This is a genomic window from Lacrimispora xylanisolvens, from assembly GCF_002934545.1.
GTDB classification, from domain to species: Bacteria; Bacillota; Clostridia; order Lachnospirales; family Lachnospiraceae; genus Lacrimispora; species Lacrimispora xylanisolvens.
In genome coordinates this window covers 153,971-170,857 of sequence record NZ_PTJA01000012.1, presented here as the reverse complement: position 1 = coordinate 170,857, position 16,887 = coordinate 153,971, and the positions used below count along the sequence as shown (strand labels likewise).

Here is a 16,887-nt window from a genome sequence, read left to right as displayed (position 1 = left end):
TATGCAGATGAAGATCCTCATGCGAGACCTGTGAAAATTTTATGGAGATTAATTATGAAAACAAAAAAAGTTTTAGTTGTTCCCTATAATGAAGAGTGGCCAAAAGAATTTGAAAAAATCAAAGCAGAAATTATCCGGGTTTTAGGTCAACTGACAGTGTCAGTTGAGCATGTAGGAAGTACCTCAGTACAAGGATTATGGGCAAAACCTGTTATTGATATTGATGTTGTTATTTCCGATAATAAACTCCTGCCTTTCGTCATCAATAAACTGGAGAATATAGGCTATAAATATGAAGGAAACCTTGGTATCGAAGGGAGAGAGGCTTTCTGTTATGAAAATAAACCGGAATACATGCTTCATCATCTGTATGTTTGTCCACAAAATTCAAAAGAACTAAAACGGCATCTTGCTTTCCGGGATTACCTTCGTATGCATCATGATACTGTTCAGGAATATAGTAAAGTTAAGCGTGAAGGAGCAGCGTTGTATCCAGATAATATTGAAGGCTATATCCAATATAAAAATTCGATTGTAGAGAAAATTTATGGAAAATGCAAAATATTGGACTATTGACTAAAAATAGGAGGCGGGTATTTTATGATACGTTTTGCAAAAAGAGAGGAATTGGAAAGGGTTAATCAGATTAGAAAACAAGTTAACGAATTACATGCTAATGGTCGTCCGGATATCTGTAAGAAAGATTTTAGCAAAGAGATGCAAGAAGGAATTTATAGTCTGTGGGAATCAGATGATTGCGATGTGTTAGTGGCAATTAGGAATGATATAATATGTGGCTTTGCCAGCGTCGAATATATTGATAAACCTTCATCTCCATATATGAATGCGAGAAGATATTATCACGTAAAAGAATTTGGCGTAGATGAAAAATTCAGACGTCAGAAGATCGCTACAGAGTTATTTGAGTTTATAAAAAAACAAGCAAAAGAAAGAAACTTTGATAAATTAGAATTAGATGTATTTGAATTTAATGAGGGAGCAGTAAAGTTTTATGAGTCAGTTGGATTTTGTACATATCGTAGATATATGGAATATGAATATAAATAAATTCATCATCTAATACAGGAGTAAGCAATACCATGGGAAGTGAATTGTGAAAACATGATATTGTATAGGAGAAATCAGGTATGGAAGAATATAATAGAAATATAAAGACAAAGCAATTTCAGATATTAACAGACATTAATTTAATATGGGATTTCATGGTGGAAATCTATGGGCGCAATTTCAGCAATGGTGTGGCGGCTCCTTTTTATGAATATGCCATTACATCAACCTGGATGGACATTTCATATCAGTATTTGAACCGCATCTGGTTTGATGGAGACAAAGTTGTAGCATTTGTTTTCACAGAATCACCTGTTACTAACATATTTTTTAATCTTCGTCCGGGATATGAAGAATTAGTGGAGGAACTATTGGATTACGCAGAAGAATATATGCCAAATTTCCATAAGCAGAAACAATTCATTTTATTTAAAGGACAGGAATCTCTGATTGATGCAGTGGCAAAGAGAGGATATTGTAAGGTGTATGAAGAACACGACTTCATTTTCGACTTTCAAAATGAACTTTCCTATCAGCTGCCGGAAGGTTTCCATTTCGTAAAGGAGAGTGAGGTTGATCCCGTAAAACTGGCAAGGTGCTGCTGGAAAGGATTTGATCATGAGCAGGATAAAGGTCCGTTTGAAAATTGGGAAGAGGCAGATTGCGGAACGAACTGGAATCCACAAAAGGGATATAATGGTGTGAGGAAAGGTGTCATGTGTCCGGCACCTCATGCAACTCCCCAATTTGATATAATCATTGCAAACGAAGAAGGAGAGTATGCTTGTTACTCGGGAATGTGGTGGGTTAAGGAAAACAATTTAGCTTATATGGAACCCTTATGCACAATACCAGAATATAGAAACAGAGGATTGGCAGCGAGCGCATTATCAAAACATTATGAACGAATGAAGAAGCTTGGTGCAACTCATATGACTGGCGGAGGAAACGAATTTTACAAGAAAATTGGTTACTCTGACGGGATTGTATGGACGCATTGGAAAAAGATTTGATGGAGATTTTAAGAAAGGGGTGCAGATATTATGGCATATAAGATAATTGATGAAACCAATTGGAAAAGAGCTTTTCATTGCCAGGTATTCAGAAACAGTATAGAACCATCGTATTGTGTCACTTTTGAATTGGATATTACAAATTTTTTAAAGAAAGTCCGGAAAGAAGATCGATCCTTTACCCTATCCCTCATCTATATCGTTTCAAAATGTGCAAATGACATTGAAGAATTTCGATATCGCTTTCTTGATGGAAAAATAGTGCTTTATGACAAAATTAACACAGCCTTTACCTATTTGAATAAAGAAACAGAGTTATTTAAAGTTGTCAATGTTGAGATGCAGGACACTCTGGAACAAAATAATTCGGTGGCATCCCGGAAAGCTGAAGATCAAAAGGACTATTTCACAGGACCGCTGGGAAATGATGTATTTCAATTTTCTCCAATGCCATGGGTATCGTACACTCATATTTCACATACAAACTCTGGTAAAAAGGATAATGCCACTCCATTGTTTGATTGGGGAAAATACTTTGACAGAGATGGAAAGAAGATACTTCCCTTTTCCGTTCAGGTTCATCACTCTTTTGTAGATGGAATACATATTGGAAAATTGGTGGATTCGTTACAAAATTATTTAAACGAGATACAGGACTGAAACTTAAATTTATTAAACTAAGAGGAGGCGTTATGGAATTTAGGATAATCTCTTTACCCCCATTCAAAGCTGCATCATCTGGGGTAGATAAACATTTTGATTTTTCTCCTGAAGGAGTGTTAGGCAAATTTGATATATATTTTTCTGCTATGAACCTGTCGGACAGAGACAGGTTTTTACCAAGAGATTTTCTTTACTATGATGAAGAACAACAAGGTATGGTATGGATATGGGCGTTGAGTGAAGACATGGATGATGGGGGAAATGAAGTAATTCATTTTGATGGTGGTTATTTTTTGACTTATTCTTACAAAGATGGTGATGAGGAAACCAATGGAAAGCTGTATAAGGAAGCTCTAAAATATATTGAAAGCTCGGATTTTTTAGAATTAGATATACGTCCAAATCATTATCCAATGGGACATATCATAACGCCTGCAGAAATTATACAAGCCCAAGGCTGGGCTCAGATGGAAACATTTATTCCAATCAAGTTGAAAAGTCAATAATAATATATTTTAAATTATATATTATAGGGTGGGGGATTTGCATGAAAGCGTGGGAAAAACATATTGAAGCATTCTGCTCGATGATAAGTTCCGAACAGAAGATGGTCTATCAGCCAATCATTAATCTGCTGATTGAACGGGGGTACACCCCTATGAAAAAGCAGACAAAGGGTTACATTCTTTCCTTTTCAAACCTTTCTCATAACAGGGTCATAGCCCGGTTTGGCGTTCGGGAGGGGGGTGCAGATGCATTCTTTGGGCTGCGTTTTTCTTCTTGCACCAATTACTCTGATAAGTTTGCCAAGGTTATAAGGGACAGGATTTTATCGAGCAACAATCGTCTGGCAAAATGTGGGGAATGTGGATTCTGTAAAGGTGATAAATTTGTTTATACATATACATTTCCTGATGGCGAAATGAAAGCGACATGCGGAGCGTTTGTATTAGAAATGCCTGATGTTACAACCAATGACATTGATGAAATTAAAGGGCTCATCGACCAGCAGCACGCATATTTTATGGAATTTGCGGTATAAGCATTTTAGTTTCATTTGGAGACAGGAAAGGATTACATGAAAAATTATTGTCAACAAAATAAGAAGGCATGGGAATATAATGCATATGACTTTTGGATAAATAACTCAGGTGAACCCAAAGAACGGGCAAAGAAGGATCTGGAAGACCCAAGGGGAATGCTGAAACGTTATGCTGATTACTTTGAAACTTATAAAGATATAAAAGTGGCCAATATATGCGGTTCATGTGGGAAGAAAGCAATCCCTCTTGCAATTCTGGGATCAGAAGTAACAATTTTTGATATATCAGAAGACAATAAAAGATACGCACTTGAGGTAGCAGATGCCGCAAATGTAAAAATTAATTTTGTTGTTGGGGATGTTTTGGAAATAGACATGAACAAATACGAAGCTTCTTTTGATGTGGTATTCATGGAGGGCGGAATCCTTCACTATTTTCATGACCTTAACCAATTCATGAAAGTAATGTATCAGCTCCTTAAGCCAAATGGAAGGCTTATATGCAGTGATTTCCACCCTTTTCAAAAGATAGCGGATATGTTAGGGCTTGAGCAGCCTGCAATGAATTATTTTTCAAGTGATGTATTTGAAGGTGAGATGGCTCATGCAAGATTTTTCCCTGATGAAATTCGGAAACAGATGCCTTTATGCAGTTATAGAAAATACACGATCAGTGAAATAATTAATGCAGTTATAACGGCGGGATTCACGTTGTCCCGATTTGATGAGCATCCTGCATGGAAAAATAATAGTGTACCAGGAGAATTTACATTGGTAGCAAGGCGGTGATTTTTTTGGAATATAAAATGATCAATAGGCAGTGGAGTAAATTAAGGGAGAGATAATGACTAAATATATTATAGAAACAGATCAGATTGCATTAAGAGAGCTGACAATGGCGGACTTTGATGCCTGGCATCAAATATTATCCGATAAAGAGACGATGCAGTATTATCCAAGAGAATTTGATGAGGATCAGACCAGAAAGTGGATCAACTGGAACCTTGATAATTATAGCAAATACGGATTTGGATTATGGGCGGTTATTTTAAAGAAAACCAATGAGTTTATTGGTGATTGTGGTATTACCATGCAAAACATCTATCGAGATGGCAATTTGTTTCCTGAAATCGGCTATCATATTAATAAGCGTTTTTGGAATAAAGGATATGCCTCCCAGGCATCAAAAGCATGCTTGGAGTATGTCTTTAAGAACACTGATTTTAACGAAGTCTTCTCGTATCAGAATTCGACTAATATCCCATCAAGAAAAGTAGCCGAAAAGATGGGGATGTCATTACGTGAGGAATATCCCGATCAGATTAACATAAAAACAAGTGTTTATTCAATTACCAGAACAGAATTTTTACAATTACCATATGCCTTTCATAATAAAAGGTGAAGATAAAATAGGTTAGGAGTGATATAAACCATGATTTCAAGAACGTGGCACGGAATGGTTCCTTTAAATATGAAAGATGAATTTGAAAAATATGAATATGAGACAGGAGTGAAAGAATCTCTTGCTATAAAAGGCAATCAGGGAGCCTATTTGGAGATAATCGAACAGGATCAATATGCTCATTTTTTCTTGTGTACTAAATGGGACTCAATGGATAGCATGATCGCATTTGCTGGAGATAATCCCAGAATTGCTGTCACGTATCCAGAGGATGACAAATATGGATTAATATCAGATCCAATTGTGATTATCCAAGAGGTATCAGATAGCGAGAATCCATTTAAGGAAATAATCAGTGATGCGGGGGAGAATTGATAATGCAATGTAACATAAAAGGACAGGCATATAATTATATTGATCGTGTAATGGAAGATGAATTTACAAGGAACCGTTACTTTCAGCTTTCAAAAGATATATACAAACTAAAATATGAAACGTGGTATCAATCCGGTTATATGGATAACCGTTATATCCCATATGTTATTATGCATGGCGATACGGCAGTTTCAAGTGTGGCAGTATGTGTGAATGACATAAACTGGAAAGGCCAACAAAAGAGATATGTACAAATCAGCACTGTTATGACTTTGCCTGAGTATAGAAAAAAAGGATTAAACCGCTATCTGATGGAAAACGTTTTAGCCGATTGGGTGGATAAATGTGATGCAGTTTATTTATTATCAAATGATTCTGTTGTTGATTTTTATCCTAAGTTTAATTTTGAGGAATACAAAGAATTTGAATATAGTAAACCCATCTTAAAATCAGAGGGGACATATAGAAAGCTTAATATAGAGGATCCGGAAGACTGGGAAATATTAATTAAAAGTTACAAGAGAGGAAATCCATTTTCAGAACTAAAAGTGGATAATCTGAGTCAGTTTGTATTTCATTGTATACAATTCAGAACGAATGATATTTATTATATCCCACAATATGATGCTGTTGCAGTGGTTAAACATGAGAAAAACAGGCTCATTTGTTATGATGTTTTTGCCGATGGCAATAACCGGCTGGAGGATATTTTAGGTGTTGTGGCTAATGATGATACAGATCATGTATGTCTGGGATTTACACCGGAATTAAAATATGGCTTTATAATTGAAGAATCACAGGAAGAAGACAATCACTTATTCGTGCTAAAGGGAAAAGAGAATATATTTAGGGACAACAAGGTGATGTTTCCCATGTTGTCACGTGCATGAAAAGGCAATTGATTAAATTATGAATTATACAGGGGGAAATATAATGAGTAACTTAGTAACAGAGGCTTTGCGCAATCAGTTTGATTCTACATTTCATATGGCAGTTATTCTTGTGGATATTTGTCCGGAAGAAATATGGGCCTCATCATATAATGAAGTGCCCTTTTGGCAGCAGGTTTTCCATTATGTTTATTATATTGATTTCTGGATGCGTGAGAAGTATGACGACAGTGAGTGGCGTACAATGGTTTTTGATGATGCCTATACGACTGACTTATATGCAGACAATTATGATGGATTATTTATATCGAAAGCAAAAATGCGAGAGTATCTTGATGCAATACAAATAAAGTCCACAGGAGTATTTGATCATCTGAATGATGAAAAACTGGGGACTTCCGTTTTTGGCAACAACCCGCAATACACTTATGCAGATGTTATTATAGGGCAAATAAGACATATCATGTATAACATCGGCTACCTGAATGGCATTTTGCGTGAAAAGGGGTTGCCCGAATCAGACTGGTATGCCTATAACGAGCCAGAAGGTTCATAAATAAAAATTACTTGATCAGGTGCAGTGCAAATTCAATATCTTTTTTCTTTACGTAAAAGGTATAGGACAATTTCAGTTTGTTAGTACCTATTCCGGCATAAGGTAGATCGAACGTATTTTTAATGGATAAGTCCTTTACACTTAATTTGAAGGGAATATTGTTTTCGTAAAGCGTTTCCTGAATCCGATTTTTATCATCTGTAGTATATACACACGTCAATGAAGACCAACCAAAGTGGTTAATCATATTTACAGTAACCTCCTTATCTATTTACTTTTTAAGTACTTTATGCAGCATAGAAAAAACGTAAAGTAGACGACGTATTTAAATAGTTCAAGCAAATTCAATAGCAATGGAAAATAAGCGATCATAAGAAACCTCCTTTTAAAATAAGTATATAATACATGGTTACACATTCATAGTAGATTGATTATTAATGTTTTATTACAAAAATATTGATGCTAAGTAGTTAACGGTGTATGATATAAAATATAAGATTAGCATTAATTCTAAAAATGGGGAGAAGTGTATATGAAAAAGTTTGATGTAAAAAGTTTAGTAGCCGGGATAATTATTGGAACTATGGGTATAACAACTGTTTATGCTGCAACAGGCATTAAGTCAGCGGCTTTGAGCAATACAAAAATTACCCTGAACGGGGAATCGTTGCCACTTAGTAAGTCACTAATCTCGGTAACAATGGACAATGAACAAAATGAGAGTTTATATATACCGGCAAATGAATTATTTGAAATACTTGGATATAGCGTTAACTATGACGGAGCGAATAATACAGTTAATTTAATACTCGATAATAAACGTTCACAATTCCTCTAAATTCAATTAATAATATTGTTCAAAACTACTAACTCTAAATTTAGTTAGTAGTTTTTTGATGCATTTTTTATTAAGACAGTAAAGAAAGATAAGGTATAACAAATGGAATTGCTAAATAAATCCCTGGAAAATTTATTTCATACAAACATTAAAAATATAAGTATGAATCTATGCAGTAAAGGCGATGTTAACTCATCTTACATAGCAGGCTACAAAGAACAAAAATATTTTATTAAAATTCAGAACAAGAAGAATCTTCCGGAACTGTATGAAAATCAGATAGAACGGGAGATCATAGGTACATCTTTATGTGAAAAGGAGGGTATCCCCTGTCCACAGGTCTTTGATTATAATCTGGAAGAGAAATTTATAATAACTGAATTTATGGATTATAAGTTATTAGGAGACCTATGGAGATTCTTAGATGATGAGGAACGTAAGGATATAAAAAAACAAGCGTTGCGTATGCTTGAAAAGATGAATCACATAAAGTCTGATTCATTTGGAGGAATTTACAAGAATGGCAGGATAGGACAGTTCAGACTATGGACTGATTCTTACAAGAATATAGTAGAAACGGCATTGAGTGATTGTTGCCGTTATGGAAGTATAACAGAGATTGAATGCAGAGCCATAAGAGATAAAGTGAACGAAAATTGCAAAAACTTAAACCAGAAAAAGCAGAGTTCTGCAGTGTTTGCACATCTCGATTTACATTGGAATAATATTTTTATTGACAAAAGCACCAGGAAGATAAAGGGCATTTTTGATTTTGGAAGTTCTTTATTTACACCTGAATATATGGGGTATTTTCGTCTGAATGGTGGTTTCCTCTATGGAACGGATTGTTTTTACGATCAGGAAATTATTTGTCCAGTGCAAATAGATAATCATGAATATCAATGCGCGGAGATACTTAATACTTTGGATTATTTTACATTTCTTTCTTTTAAAAAATTAGATTATGAGAAAGAAAAGCAGATATTATTAAAATAAATGAAAGAAGAATAAACTCATGACAAGTACAATGCTAAAAATACTGGCACTCATATTTATGTTTTTGGATCATGTTGCGGAATTCATTCCGGGTGCGCCAATCTGGTTACACTGGATAGGTAGGATCTCTGCCCCAATTTTCTTTTTTTGCATGGCATGGGGATTTTACTATACTTCTAACAGGAAAGTATATTTATCCAGGATGTACGGATTTGGAGTTATAATGGCGTTAATAAATTACATATGTAATAATATATATCAGGATCCTTATTGCTATATAAGTAATAATATATTTGTCACTTTATTTCTGATCGGTGTTGTTTCATGGATTTTAGAAATTCGTAAGAATGATAAAAAGAAAGGAAACAGGTATATAATTTTGTTTTGCCTGTATCAGATATTCAGTACGATAATCTGTATTCTTACAAAACAGATCATAGGTGGTTATGGTGTTTTTGAACTGGCAGGGGCATTAATGGGAAATATCATTTTTACGGAAGGAAGTATTTTGTTTGTATTTCTGGGTGTATTAATGTATTTCACGAAAGAAAATAAAAAGAGTCTGGCTACTGCTTACACAATATTTTGCTTAATCTTTTTTGTATTGACAGCAATAAATAACTTTAGTATTGAAGGATTATTTTATGAAAATTATCAATGGATGATGATCGGAACTCTACCATTCATGTACTTGTATAATGGTAAAAAGGGTAAGGGTTATAAATATCTGTTCTATTTATTCTATCCAATCCATATTGTGGCTTTATTCTGGATAGGAAATTTATGTTTTTAGAAATTCAGAACAGATGATAAGGGAAATAAAAAATAAGTATAGAGGGAATCATGGTAGGAAAATACAAAGTAGTAACTCTTTGTGGAAGTACAAAATTTAAAGATGAATTTCTAAAAATACAGAAGGAGCTTACCTTAAAAGGGTGTATCGTGATTTCTGTAGGATTTTTTGAATTATGTGAAAAAGATGAGGTCATGACAAAGGAAACAAAGGAATTGCTTGATGACATGCATAAAAGAAAAATTGATATGGCAGATACTATATTTGTTATTAATAAAGATGGATATATTGGTAAAAGCACAGAATCCGAAATAGAGTATGCGAAAAGTCAAAATAAAAATGTTACTTATCTGGAAGGTTACGAGGGACAATCTTTAGAAAGAGAGGAATACATATGAATTATCAGGATTTAATAGGTAGTATGGAACGGTTTGGGTCAACGAAGAGTGATATCTGTATTCACAGCATAGGAGTAAATCCAGACCAAATACATGAAAATGTAATTATCGCTCCATGGTGGGAACCATCTACATTCCCCAATTTCGGAAATTTTGAATATTTAAGTGAATCTAATTATTCTTCAATAAAAGTATGGAATCTTATGGTTGATGACTTGAAGATTAGTTATATAAAAACAGGAATAGGTGCACCTGTATTAATGGATGTTATTTTGGCATTAGGCGTCACTTTATGCAAACAAATTATTTTTATTGGGTCTGTGGGAGCATTGGATAATAAAATGGGTATTGGAGATATTGTGATTCCTGATTATTCCGTTTGTGGTGACGGCGCAAGTCGGTACTTAGCTTCGGAGAAACTTGCAGATGGAGATGTATTTGGAGAGAAACAATATCCAGATAAAATCATGCTTGATCGCCTGAAAGAAGCCACAAGCCATATATGTGAAGAAAACCATGTAAAATGGCATGTTGGAAATAATTTTAGTACTGATACAGTATTTGCACAGTTTGTGCATATAGACGAAATCATTGGGCTGGGCTGTAATGTTATTGAGATGGAGACTGCGGCTGCTTTTCGTGCAGCCACATTTGCTGGCATACCAATGGCAGCGCTCTTTAGTGTTTCAGACAATACTGTGGTCAACAAATCTTTAGTAAGTGGTCGCACATCGGAAGAAATGGAATATCGAAAAAAGGTAAGAAGTGAACTTTTCCCCCAAATTATTACAGAGCTCTTTCATAATAGATAATAGATGAGAGGTAAGAGGTACAATTATGGCAATCAGTATTTTGACAAGTATGTTCCATAATGATTTTCCCATTAAGTTTGCAGAGCGGCTGAATGAAATTATTGTGAATCGTAAGAATTTTGTATTTATCGCATCAGAATTTAATGATTTTCAGGAGATTAATGATAGATATTTCAAACTGTTTTTAAGTAAGTTTCAGAATGCCGGTATCAGGTTTTATGGCTGCTGTATTGTTGATAACAGGATGACAAAAGAGGAAGCACAGCGAGTGGTGAAAGATGGGGATGTTATTTGGATTTCCGGTGGAGACACACCGACTCAGTTTAAATATCTTAAAGAATACGGGTTGGACAAAGTCCTTACTAATCATAATGGGGTAATTATAGGTATGAGCGCAGGTGCAATTAACATGGCTAAGATTGCTGTTTGTACCACTACCTGTGATCATCACCAGCAGGAAATATATAGAGCACTAGGTCTTGTGGATATTTCAGTAGAGCCGCATTTTGATTATACTCATGTAACTGATGAATTACTGGAATTATCTAATGACTATTGTATTTATGGATTATGTGATGGTGCGGCAATCATATGTAAAGATGGAGATGTTGAACTTTTGGGTGATATTTTTATATTAGATGAGCATGCGGTTAAGCAGATATCATCTTAAGAGCGAATAATAAATGAGTATATGAGGAGGAACAAAATATGTCAGCAAAAATAACAAAGGTTACCAAAGAGCACTTACCATCCCTTCGCTTTATCGGAAAACGATATACAAATGCGGACAGAATCGGTGGATTCGGACACAAATGGGGTGAGTGGTTTGAAAATGGCTGGTTTACGTCCCTTGAAAAGCTGGGAGAACTGAAAAACATTGAAAATGGTTATATTGGTTTCATGCGCTGCGACTTTTCCAGTATAGAAAATACCTTTGAATACTGGATTGGTATGTTCCTTCCGGAAAACACAGAGGCACCAGATGGATTTGCTTTTATAGATCTCCCGGAAAGTGATGTTGCCGTTTGCTGGATAAGCGGTAAGGAAAATGATGGGATTTACGATATGCATGGGGATTGTATATCTAAATTCAAGGAAGAAGGAATGGGAAACTTCAGAAGTGATTATGAAAACAGAGCCTGTTTCTTTGAACGATATAATTGTCCACGTTTTACAGAACAGGATGCTGATGGAAATATAATATTGGATTATGGCATCTATTTAGCAGACTAGGATTTTGACCCCAGCATTTCATTATTGGAGGATCCACATGAAGAAAGATAATTATATTCATCCTGTTTTATTTGTTTTAACTATTTATTTAATATGCTTCTCGTTCAGGGCTCTTGAATATCTGCTCTTCCGAACGGACCAGTCAATGTTTGGAGAAGCTTTTATCCATAAGCTGCTGGGGATTCTTGTGCTTGGGATAGCATTACAATATGTATCGTGTAAATGGTCAGAGATTGGATTTACGAAACATGCAGTTGTAAAAAACATACTCTATGGTTTACTGCTTGGAGTGACGGTGTATCTGATCGCCTATGGTACCGAATTTTTCATGCAGACAGGGAGAAATGGCAGTCCTTCTTTGAAAATATATGTGACCAGCTATGCGATTGATGGTAATCAGGGTATGCAGACCGGAATCCTGTTTTTCTTGTTTTGCATTGTTGGGAACATTATAAATGTGGTTATGGAAGAGGGAATCTTTCGTGGACTATTCGTCAGACTTCTGGAGGCAAAAAACTCTTTTATAAAAGCCATGGTAGTTTCTTCTGTCCTCTTTGGCTTCTGGCATATTGCAGCACCTGTGCGGAGTTTGCTGGATGGAGAAATCAGCCCCATGGGGACGCTTTTTACTGCTATTATTCTTATTCTAACCACAGGTATCACCGGCGCAAAATTTTGTTTGCTGACTAAAATTACCGGATCACTTTGGATGTCCATGGCAGATCATTTTTTTAATAATACCATCATTAATCTTTTACATATCACAACAATATCAGGCGCAGATCAATTACAGGTAATTCGCATTTCCGTTGCTCAGACGCTCTCATTTTTAATTGTTCTCATTATTTACTTTAAAAGTGGTGCTGGCAAAAAAACGACATTTCGTAATGAACAATAAAGCGGGTCAGATCTAATCATGGAGGTACTAAGATGGCAAAGATTGCAGTTTTATTAGGCAGTCCCAGAAGAAATGGTAATACAGAAATTCTTGTAAATGCGTTTATTAACGGTATTAATAAACAGGAGAACAGCGTAGAAGTTATTTCTGTAATTGGAAAAAAGGTTAACGGCTGCACAGGCTGCGATTTTTGCTACAGAGACGACAGTCATAATTGCGTACAAAAAGATGATATGCAGGAAATCTACGAGAGACTTGCTGATGCGGATGTTTTTGTCATAGCCACTCCCGTTTATTTCTACGGTGTCAGTTCCCAATTAAAGTGTATGATTGATCGGCTGCATAATCCTATACGTAATACGTTTAAAGTGAAAAAGCTTGTTTTGTTAGCTGTTTGTGCAGATGAAATACCAAGTGTTTTTGATTCACTGATCACGATGTATCATTCTGTACTAAGCTATTTTTCTCTGGAAAATGGGGGAGTAATCACAGTTCCGGGCGTAGCCGGAAAGGGAGATATTTTAGGACATGCGGCACTTTTGGAGGCACGTAAACTGGGGGAAAAGATTTGATGGAAGAATATTATCTGGAAAAGCCCTGTAATTCTGATGAAGAGGCCGTGAGACTTTTGACTGATAAATGGCGGTTGTTTGGCGGCAGAATGAATCCGGGACTACTTAGACATTTTACCGGAAACTATACAGAATGAATGGAATTTATTGATGACCGGAGTGCCGGTAGAAATATTGGAGAAGAAGTACCACAAACGTTGTTCTTTCTCAAAAATAGCGATGGAACAATTTTAGGGGCAGTATCTTTAAGGCATTTTCTAAATCACACAAATATTGTGGATGGAGGTCATATTGGATATGGGATATGCCCGGAATATCGGGGAAATGGATATGGCAGTCTGATTCTTAGTCTGGCTTTGAAGAAATTAAAGGAGATGGGGATCACAAAGGTCCTTGTAACCTGTGATTGTGATAATATTCCTTCCCAAAAGGTTATTTTACATAATAATGGGGTTTTAGAAAATCAGACCTTAGATGAAGATGGGATTGAGATTAACCGGTACTGGATAGACAATACAGCAGGGGAGTAACAGTATGACAAAGGAGTAGGTAAATGAGAATTCTGATTTTGGGTGCAAGCAGTTATGCTGGTCAGGCAATTGCGAAAGCACTTATTAATAAATATGAGGTATATGGAACCTATTACACACAAAAAATTAATTGCCTGGATGAAAATAAGGTGTTTCAAATGCAGCTTGAGGATACTGATTCCATAAAAAGAATATTGGATCACGTACAGCCACAAATAATAATTTCCAGTTTGAGAGGAGATTTTCAATTACAGCTGGGATTACATACTATTGCAGCTGATTATTTATTGCCAATTAAAGGTGGGAAATTAATTTTTATATCTAGCTCCAATGTGTTTGATGCAGCAATGGAAAAACCTCATTACGAATCGGATAAAACTAATTCACAATCAGATTATGGAAATTTTAAAATAAAATGCGAACAGCTGCTACAGGACAAATTGAATGAAAGATGTGTTATCGTCCGCATACCTCAGATTTACGGAAAAAATTCTCCCAGGATTTTAAAGCTGGCAGAGGATACGAAAAACAATACACCAATTGACACCTATCCTCAATTTTATGTAAATTATACAACTGATATTCAAATCGCAGAATGGATTTCCTATATCATCAAAAAAGATCTTGGTGGAGTATTCCATATTGGAACAAAGGATACTTGCGATTATATGAGATTTCAATTGGAACTTTCTAAAATACTGGAATTAAAGGAACCTGTTTTTCAGAAAGAAGAAAGCTTAGAGAAGTGTTTTCAGGCGGTGATACCAGGCAGAACAGAAATACCGGATGAACTGCAACGCAGTGTAACGGACGTGTTGGAATATTTGGGTCATGTGCAGGAATAACGTCTAAAATACACATAAATGAGGATCGGCTTTCCCACAGCTTCAGCTGGTATCTTGTAAGCAGTGGAAAGCCTGAAACGTGGCACCGCAAGGCAGGATTTTCAAGACGCAAGAGAATTCTTTCGTCATTTATGTGCATTATTAGAACGAAAAAGTGCAGAGGGAAGTTTGCAAACTGAGAAAATTTTGTTGCTTAAGTCATGATCTTGTTCCCTGTTTTTTTAACTCATAAACAAGCTCATTATAAAGCCTTTCTGATGCTTTTTCCAGTTGCTCCTTTCTGCGGATAACACCAATCATCAGACCGAATTCTATATTTGACAGTTTTCGCCTGACGGTCAGATCTGGAACTGGATCTATAGCAGCAACTGGTAAGATAGAACAGCCAACACCAGCCTGAACGAACTGAATAATTGTTTTTCCATCGTTTATTTGTATCATGGATTTAAGCGGTATTCCGAAGGCACTGAAATGCTTATCAACTTCATTCCGATAAGAACAGTAAGATTCGGTAAGAAGTAAATTTTCATTACTTAAATCCTTAAGGGTGATCTCTTTCTTAGTGGCGAGCGGATGTCCAACAGGCAACAGCAAATCCATTGGTTCCAGGCAAATTGGTTCAAAGTAAAGGTTAAGATTTGATGGAGGGGCAAATCCTATTGCAATATCCAATTGGTTATTGACTATTTTTTGTGTAATAATTTCCGAGCTGTTAAGTTCAAAGGTCAGCTTCATGTCAGGATACTTCTTGCAGAAAGCAATTACTTTTGGAATTAACAGAGATCTTCCAATGGTACTGATTGTCCCCAATCTGATATGCCCCATCTGACCAGTAACAAAATTGTCCATTGTCTGTTTAAAAAAATCTGCATGTTCAAGAAGAGGTCTGGCATTGGTCCAAAAGAAATCGCCTTCTTTTGAAAGTACCATTCTCCGGCCTTTTTTCTCAAATAATTTAATCCCCATCTCATCTTCCAATTGCTGAATATGGAGTGTGACGGTGGAGGGCACATACCCCATCTTTTCTGCCGCTTTTAAGTAACTTCCCTCATTCAGTATATTTTTAATTGTTTGAAGCTGTTTTAATTCCATATGTTCTCCTATTATTCATTTTAAATGAACAAAAACCCTAATAACTTTATATTTTCAGCAGTATAAAAATATTTTATCATAAAAGAATAGAAATGCAATTTGCATTGCAGGTAAAATTAAAGGAGACGAAATGATAAAATATTTAAAAAAGGGCTTGGCAGCAGTCGTTTTAGTAATTATTATATTTAATGCATTTGCATGTAACAGCAGGCTTACAGAATCAATTGGATCAAATTCCGATGATGGGGATAACACCAGTGTATTAGTAATTAATAATATGGAGCAAAGTGAGAATGATGTAGGTAATGGCGAACAATTGTATTATGACAAAACAAAAGAATTAGAAGAAAATATTCATAGTCTGAATACCGTGTTGGAAAAAAAATATGGAAAGAGCTTCAAAATATTAGCTTTAGAAGACTATGAAAAGGGTGAGCCCTCTGACTGGACAATTATTTTAAAAGATAAGAGAGTGGGGATTGATACATCTACTTGGAAATTTGACTATAATCCAGATTCGGATGAAAGTAAATATATGAAAGCCGTATTAAGATTTTTCACTTTCATTTGTGGTGAAGACATGGGAATGTCATTATGGCAGCTTACTGGAGACTTATTAGATGGCGGTGCAGATGAAACACGTTATGGATTTGTACATAACGGAAGTCAGGTGACGTATAAAAATGGCAGTGCAGCAATATATGAATCTGGTATCAGTCAGGATACTATGTACATATGGTTAACACCAGGTGAATACTGATTATGCATAGGTAAAGACCTGCCTGCGCTATGCCCCAAATAGATGAAGTCCTCAAATTTAGGAAAAAAGTAAAATACAAAATAATCATTGCATTTTTTTTATGTCGGGTAT

General features: G+C 35.5%; 25 protein-coding genes. 24 read left to right on the top strand and 1 reads right to left on the bottom strand.

The window, feature by feature from the left end:
• Positions 1-54: 54 nt before the first annotated feature.
• From BXY41_RS20340 to BXY41_RS20230, 23 genes are all read left to right on the top strand, one after another.
• A complete protein-coding gene (locus BXY41_RS20340; RefSeq protein WP_104438706.1) occupies positions 55-576 on the top strand; it encodes a GrpB family protein in 522 nt (173 codons plus the stop codon).
• Between the two features lie 24 nt (positions 577-600).
• Positions 601-1,068, top strand: a complete 468-nt coding sequence (locus tag BXY41_RS20335) for a GNAT family N-acetyltransferase (protein WP_104438705.1) — start codon at positions 601-603, stop codon at positions 1,066-1,068.
• Positions 1,069-1,148: 80 nt separating this feature from the next.
• Positions 1,149-2,081: a GNAT family N-acetyltransferase gene (locus BXY41_RS20330; protein WP_104438704.1), complete on the top strand. Its 933-nt coding sequence runs from the start codon at positions 1,149-1,151 to the stop codon at positions 2,079-2,081.
• A 30-nt stretch (positions 2,082-2,111) separates the two neighbouring features.
• Complete coding sequence (locus BXY41_RS20325; RefSeq protein ID WP_104438703.1) at positions 2,112-2,741, top strand: chloramphenicol acetyltransferase; 630 nt, start codon at positions 2,112-2,114, stop codon at positions 2,739-2,741.
• A 32-nt stretch (positions 2,742-2,773) separates the two neighbouring features.
• Entirely contained in the window at positions 2,774-3,250 is a 477-nt protein-coding gene (locus BXY41_RS20320; protein ID WP_104438702.1) for a hypothetical protein, read from the top strand.
• A 41-nt stretch (positions 3,251-3,291) separates the two neighbouring features.
• Positions 3,292-3,786 (top strand): hypothetical protein, encoded by a 495-nt coding sequence (locus BXY41_RS20315; RefSeq protein WP_104438701.1) that lies wholly within the window; start codon positions 3,292-3,294, stop codon positions 3,784-3,786.
• A gap of 36 nt (positions 3,787-3,822) precedes the next feature.
• A complete protein-coding gene (locus BXY41_RS20310) occupies positions 3,823-4,575 on the top strand; it encodes a class I SAM-dependent methyltransferase (RefSeq protein ID WP_104438700.1) in 753 nt (250 codons plus the stop codon).
• 55 nt (positions 4,576-4,630) lie between these two features.
• Positions 4,631-5,188, top strand: a complete 558-nt coding sequence (locus BXY41_RS20305) for a GNAT family N-acetyltransferase (RefSeq protein ID WP_104438699.1) — start codon at positions 4,631-4,633, stop codon at positions 5,186-5,188.
• 30 nt (positions 5,189-5,218) lie between these two features.
• Positions 5,219-5,563: a hypothetical protein gene (locus BXY41_RS20300; RefSeq protein WP_104438698.1), complete on the top strand. Its 345-nt coding sequence runs from the start codon at positions 5,219-5,221 to the stop codon at positions 5,561-5,563.
• Positions 5,564-5,565: 2 nt separating this feature from the next.
• Complete coding sequence (locus BXY41_RS20295) at positions 5,566-6,453, top strand: GNAT family N-acetyltransferase (protein WP_104438697.1); 888 nt, start codon at positions 5,566-5,568, stop codon at positions 6,451-6,453.
• Between the two features lie 43 nt (positions 6,454-6,496).
• The gene (locus BXY41_RS20290) at positions 6,497-7,009 is read left to right on the top strand and encodes a DinB family protein (protein ID WP_104438696.1); all 513 of its coding nucleotides are present in this window, start codon (positions 6,497-6,499) and stop codon (positions 7,007-7,009) included.
• Positions 7,010-7,541: 532 nt separating this feature from the next.
• Entirely contained in the window at positions 7,542-7,847 is a 306-nt protein-coding gene (locus BXY41_RS20280) for a stalk domain-containing protein (RefSeq protein WP_146088588.1), read from the top strand.
• A gap of 102 nt (positions 7,848-7,949) precedes the next feature.
• Positions 7,950-8,843 (top strand): phosphotransferase, encoded by an 894-nt coding sequence (locus BXY41_RS20275; RefSeq protein ID WP_104438694.1) that lies wholly within the window; start codon positions 7,950-7,952, stop codon positions 8,841-8,843.
• 19 nt (positions 8,844-8,862) lie between these two features.
• A complete protein-coding gene (locus tag BXY41_RS20270) occupies positions 8,863-9,636 on the top strand; it encodes a TraX family protein (protein ID WP_104438693.1) in 774 nt (257 codons plus the stop codon).
• A gap of 50 nt (positions 9,637-9,686) precedes the next feature.
• The gene (locus BXY41_RS20265; RefSeq protein WP_104438692.1) at positions 9,687-10,034 is read left to right on the top strand and encodes a hypothetical protein; all 348 of its coding nucleotides are present in this window, start codon (positions 9,687-9,689) and stop codon (positions 10,032-10,034) included.
• Positions 10,031-10,846: a phosphorylase family protein gene (locus BXY41_RS20260; RefSeq protein ID WP_242980267.1), complete on the top strand. Its 816-nt coding sequence runs from the start codon at positions 10,031-10,033 to the stop codon at positions 10,844-10,846. The genes BXY41_RS20265 and BXY41_RS20260 overlap by 4 nt, the downstream gene beginning before the upstream one ends.
• A 25-nt stretch (positions 10,847-10,871) precedes the next feature.
• Complete coding sequence (locus tag BXY41_RS20255) at positions 10,872-11,516, top strand: Type 1 glutamine amidotransferase-like domain-containing protein (protein WP_104438691.1); 645 nt, start codon at positions 10,872-10,874, stop codon at positions 11,514-11,516.
• Between the two features lie 38 nt (positions 11,517-11,554).
• Entirely contained in the window at positions 11,555-12,079 is a 525-nt protein-coding gene (locus tag BXY41_RS20250) for a GyrI-like domain-containing protein (protein WP_104438690.1), read from the top strand.
• Positions 12,080-12,116: 37 nt separating this feature from the next.
• On the top strand, positions 12,117-12,977 hold the full coding sequence (locus BXY41_RS20245; RefSeq protein ID WP_104438689.1) for a CPBP family intramembrane glutamic endopeptidase: 861 nt from the start codon (positions 12,117-12,119) through the stop codon (positions 12,975-12,977).
• Positions 12,978-13,009: 32 nt separating this feature from the next.
• Complete coding sequence (locus tag BXY41_RS20240) at positions 13,010-13,549, top strand: flavodoxin family protein (RefSeq protein ID WP_104438688.1); 540 nt, start codon at positions 13,010-13,012, stop codon at positions 13,547-13,549.
• Positions 13,546-13,686 (top strand): hypothetical protein, encoded by a 141-nt coding sequence (locus BXY41_RS26855; RefSeq protein WP_170072485.1) that lies wholly within the window; start codon positions 13,546-13,548, stop codon positions 13,684-13,686. Before BXY41_RS20240 ends, BXY41_RS26855 begins: the two co-directional genes overlap by 4 nt.
• Entirely contained in the window at positions 13,687-14,079 is a 393-nt protein-coding gene (locus tag BXY41_RS20235; RefSeq protein ID WP_104438687.1) for a GNAT family N-acetyltransferase, read from the top strand.
• Between the two features lie 23 nt (positions 14,080-14,102).
• On the top strand, positions 14,103-14,924 hold the full coding sequence (locus BXY41_RS20230; RefSeq protein ID WP_104438686.1) for a sugar nucleotide-binding protein: 822 nt from the start codon (positions 14,103-14,105) through the stop codon (positions 14,922-14,924).
• A 198-nt stretch (positions 14,925-15,122) separates the two neighbouring features.
• Here the strand turns inward: BXY41_RS20230 and BXY41_RS20225 are convergent, their stop codons facing one another.
• Complete coding sequence (locus BXY41_RS20225) at positions 15,123-16,016, bottom strand: LysR family transcriptional regulator (RefSeq protein WP_104438685.1); 894 nt, start codon at positions 16,014-16,016, stop codon at positions 15,123-15,125.
• 130 nt (positions 16,017-16,146) lie between these two features.
• Between BXY41_RS20225 and BXY41_RS20220 the strand changes: the two genes are divergently transcribed.
• Positions 16,147-16,776: a hypothetical protein gene (locus BXY41_RS20220; RefSeq protein ID WP_104438684.1), complete on the top strand. Its 630-nt coding sequence runs from the start codon at positions 16,147-16,149 to the stop codon at positions 16,774-16,776.
• Positions 16,777-16,887: the final 111 nt, after the last annotated feature.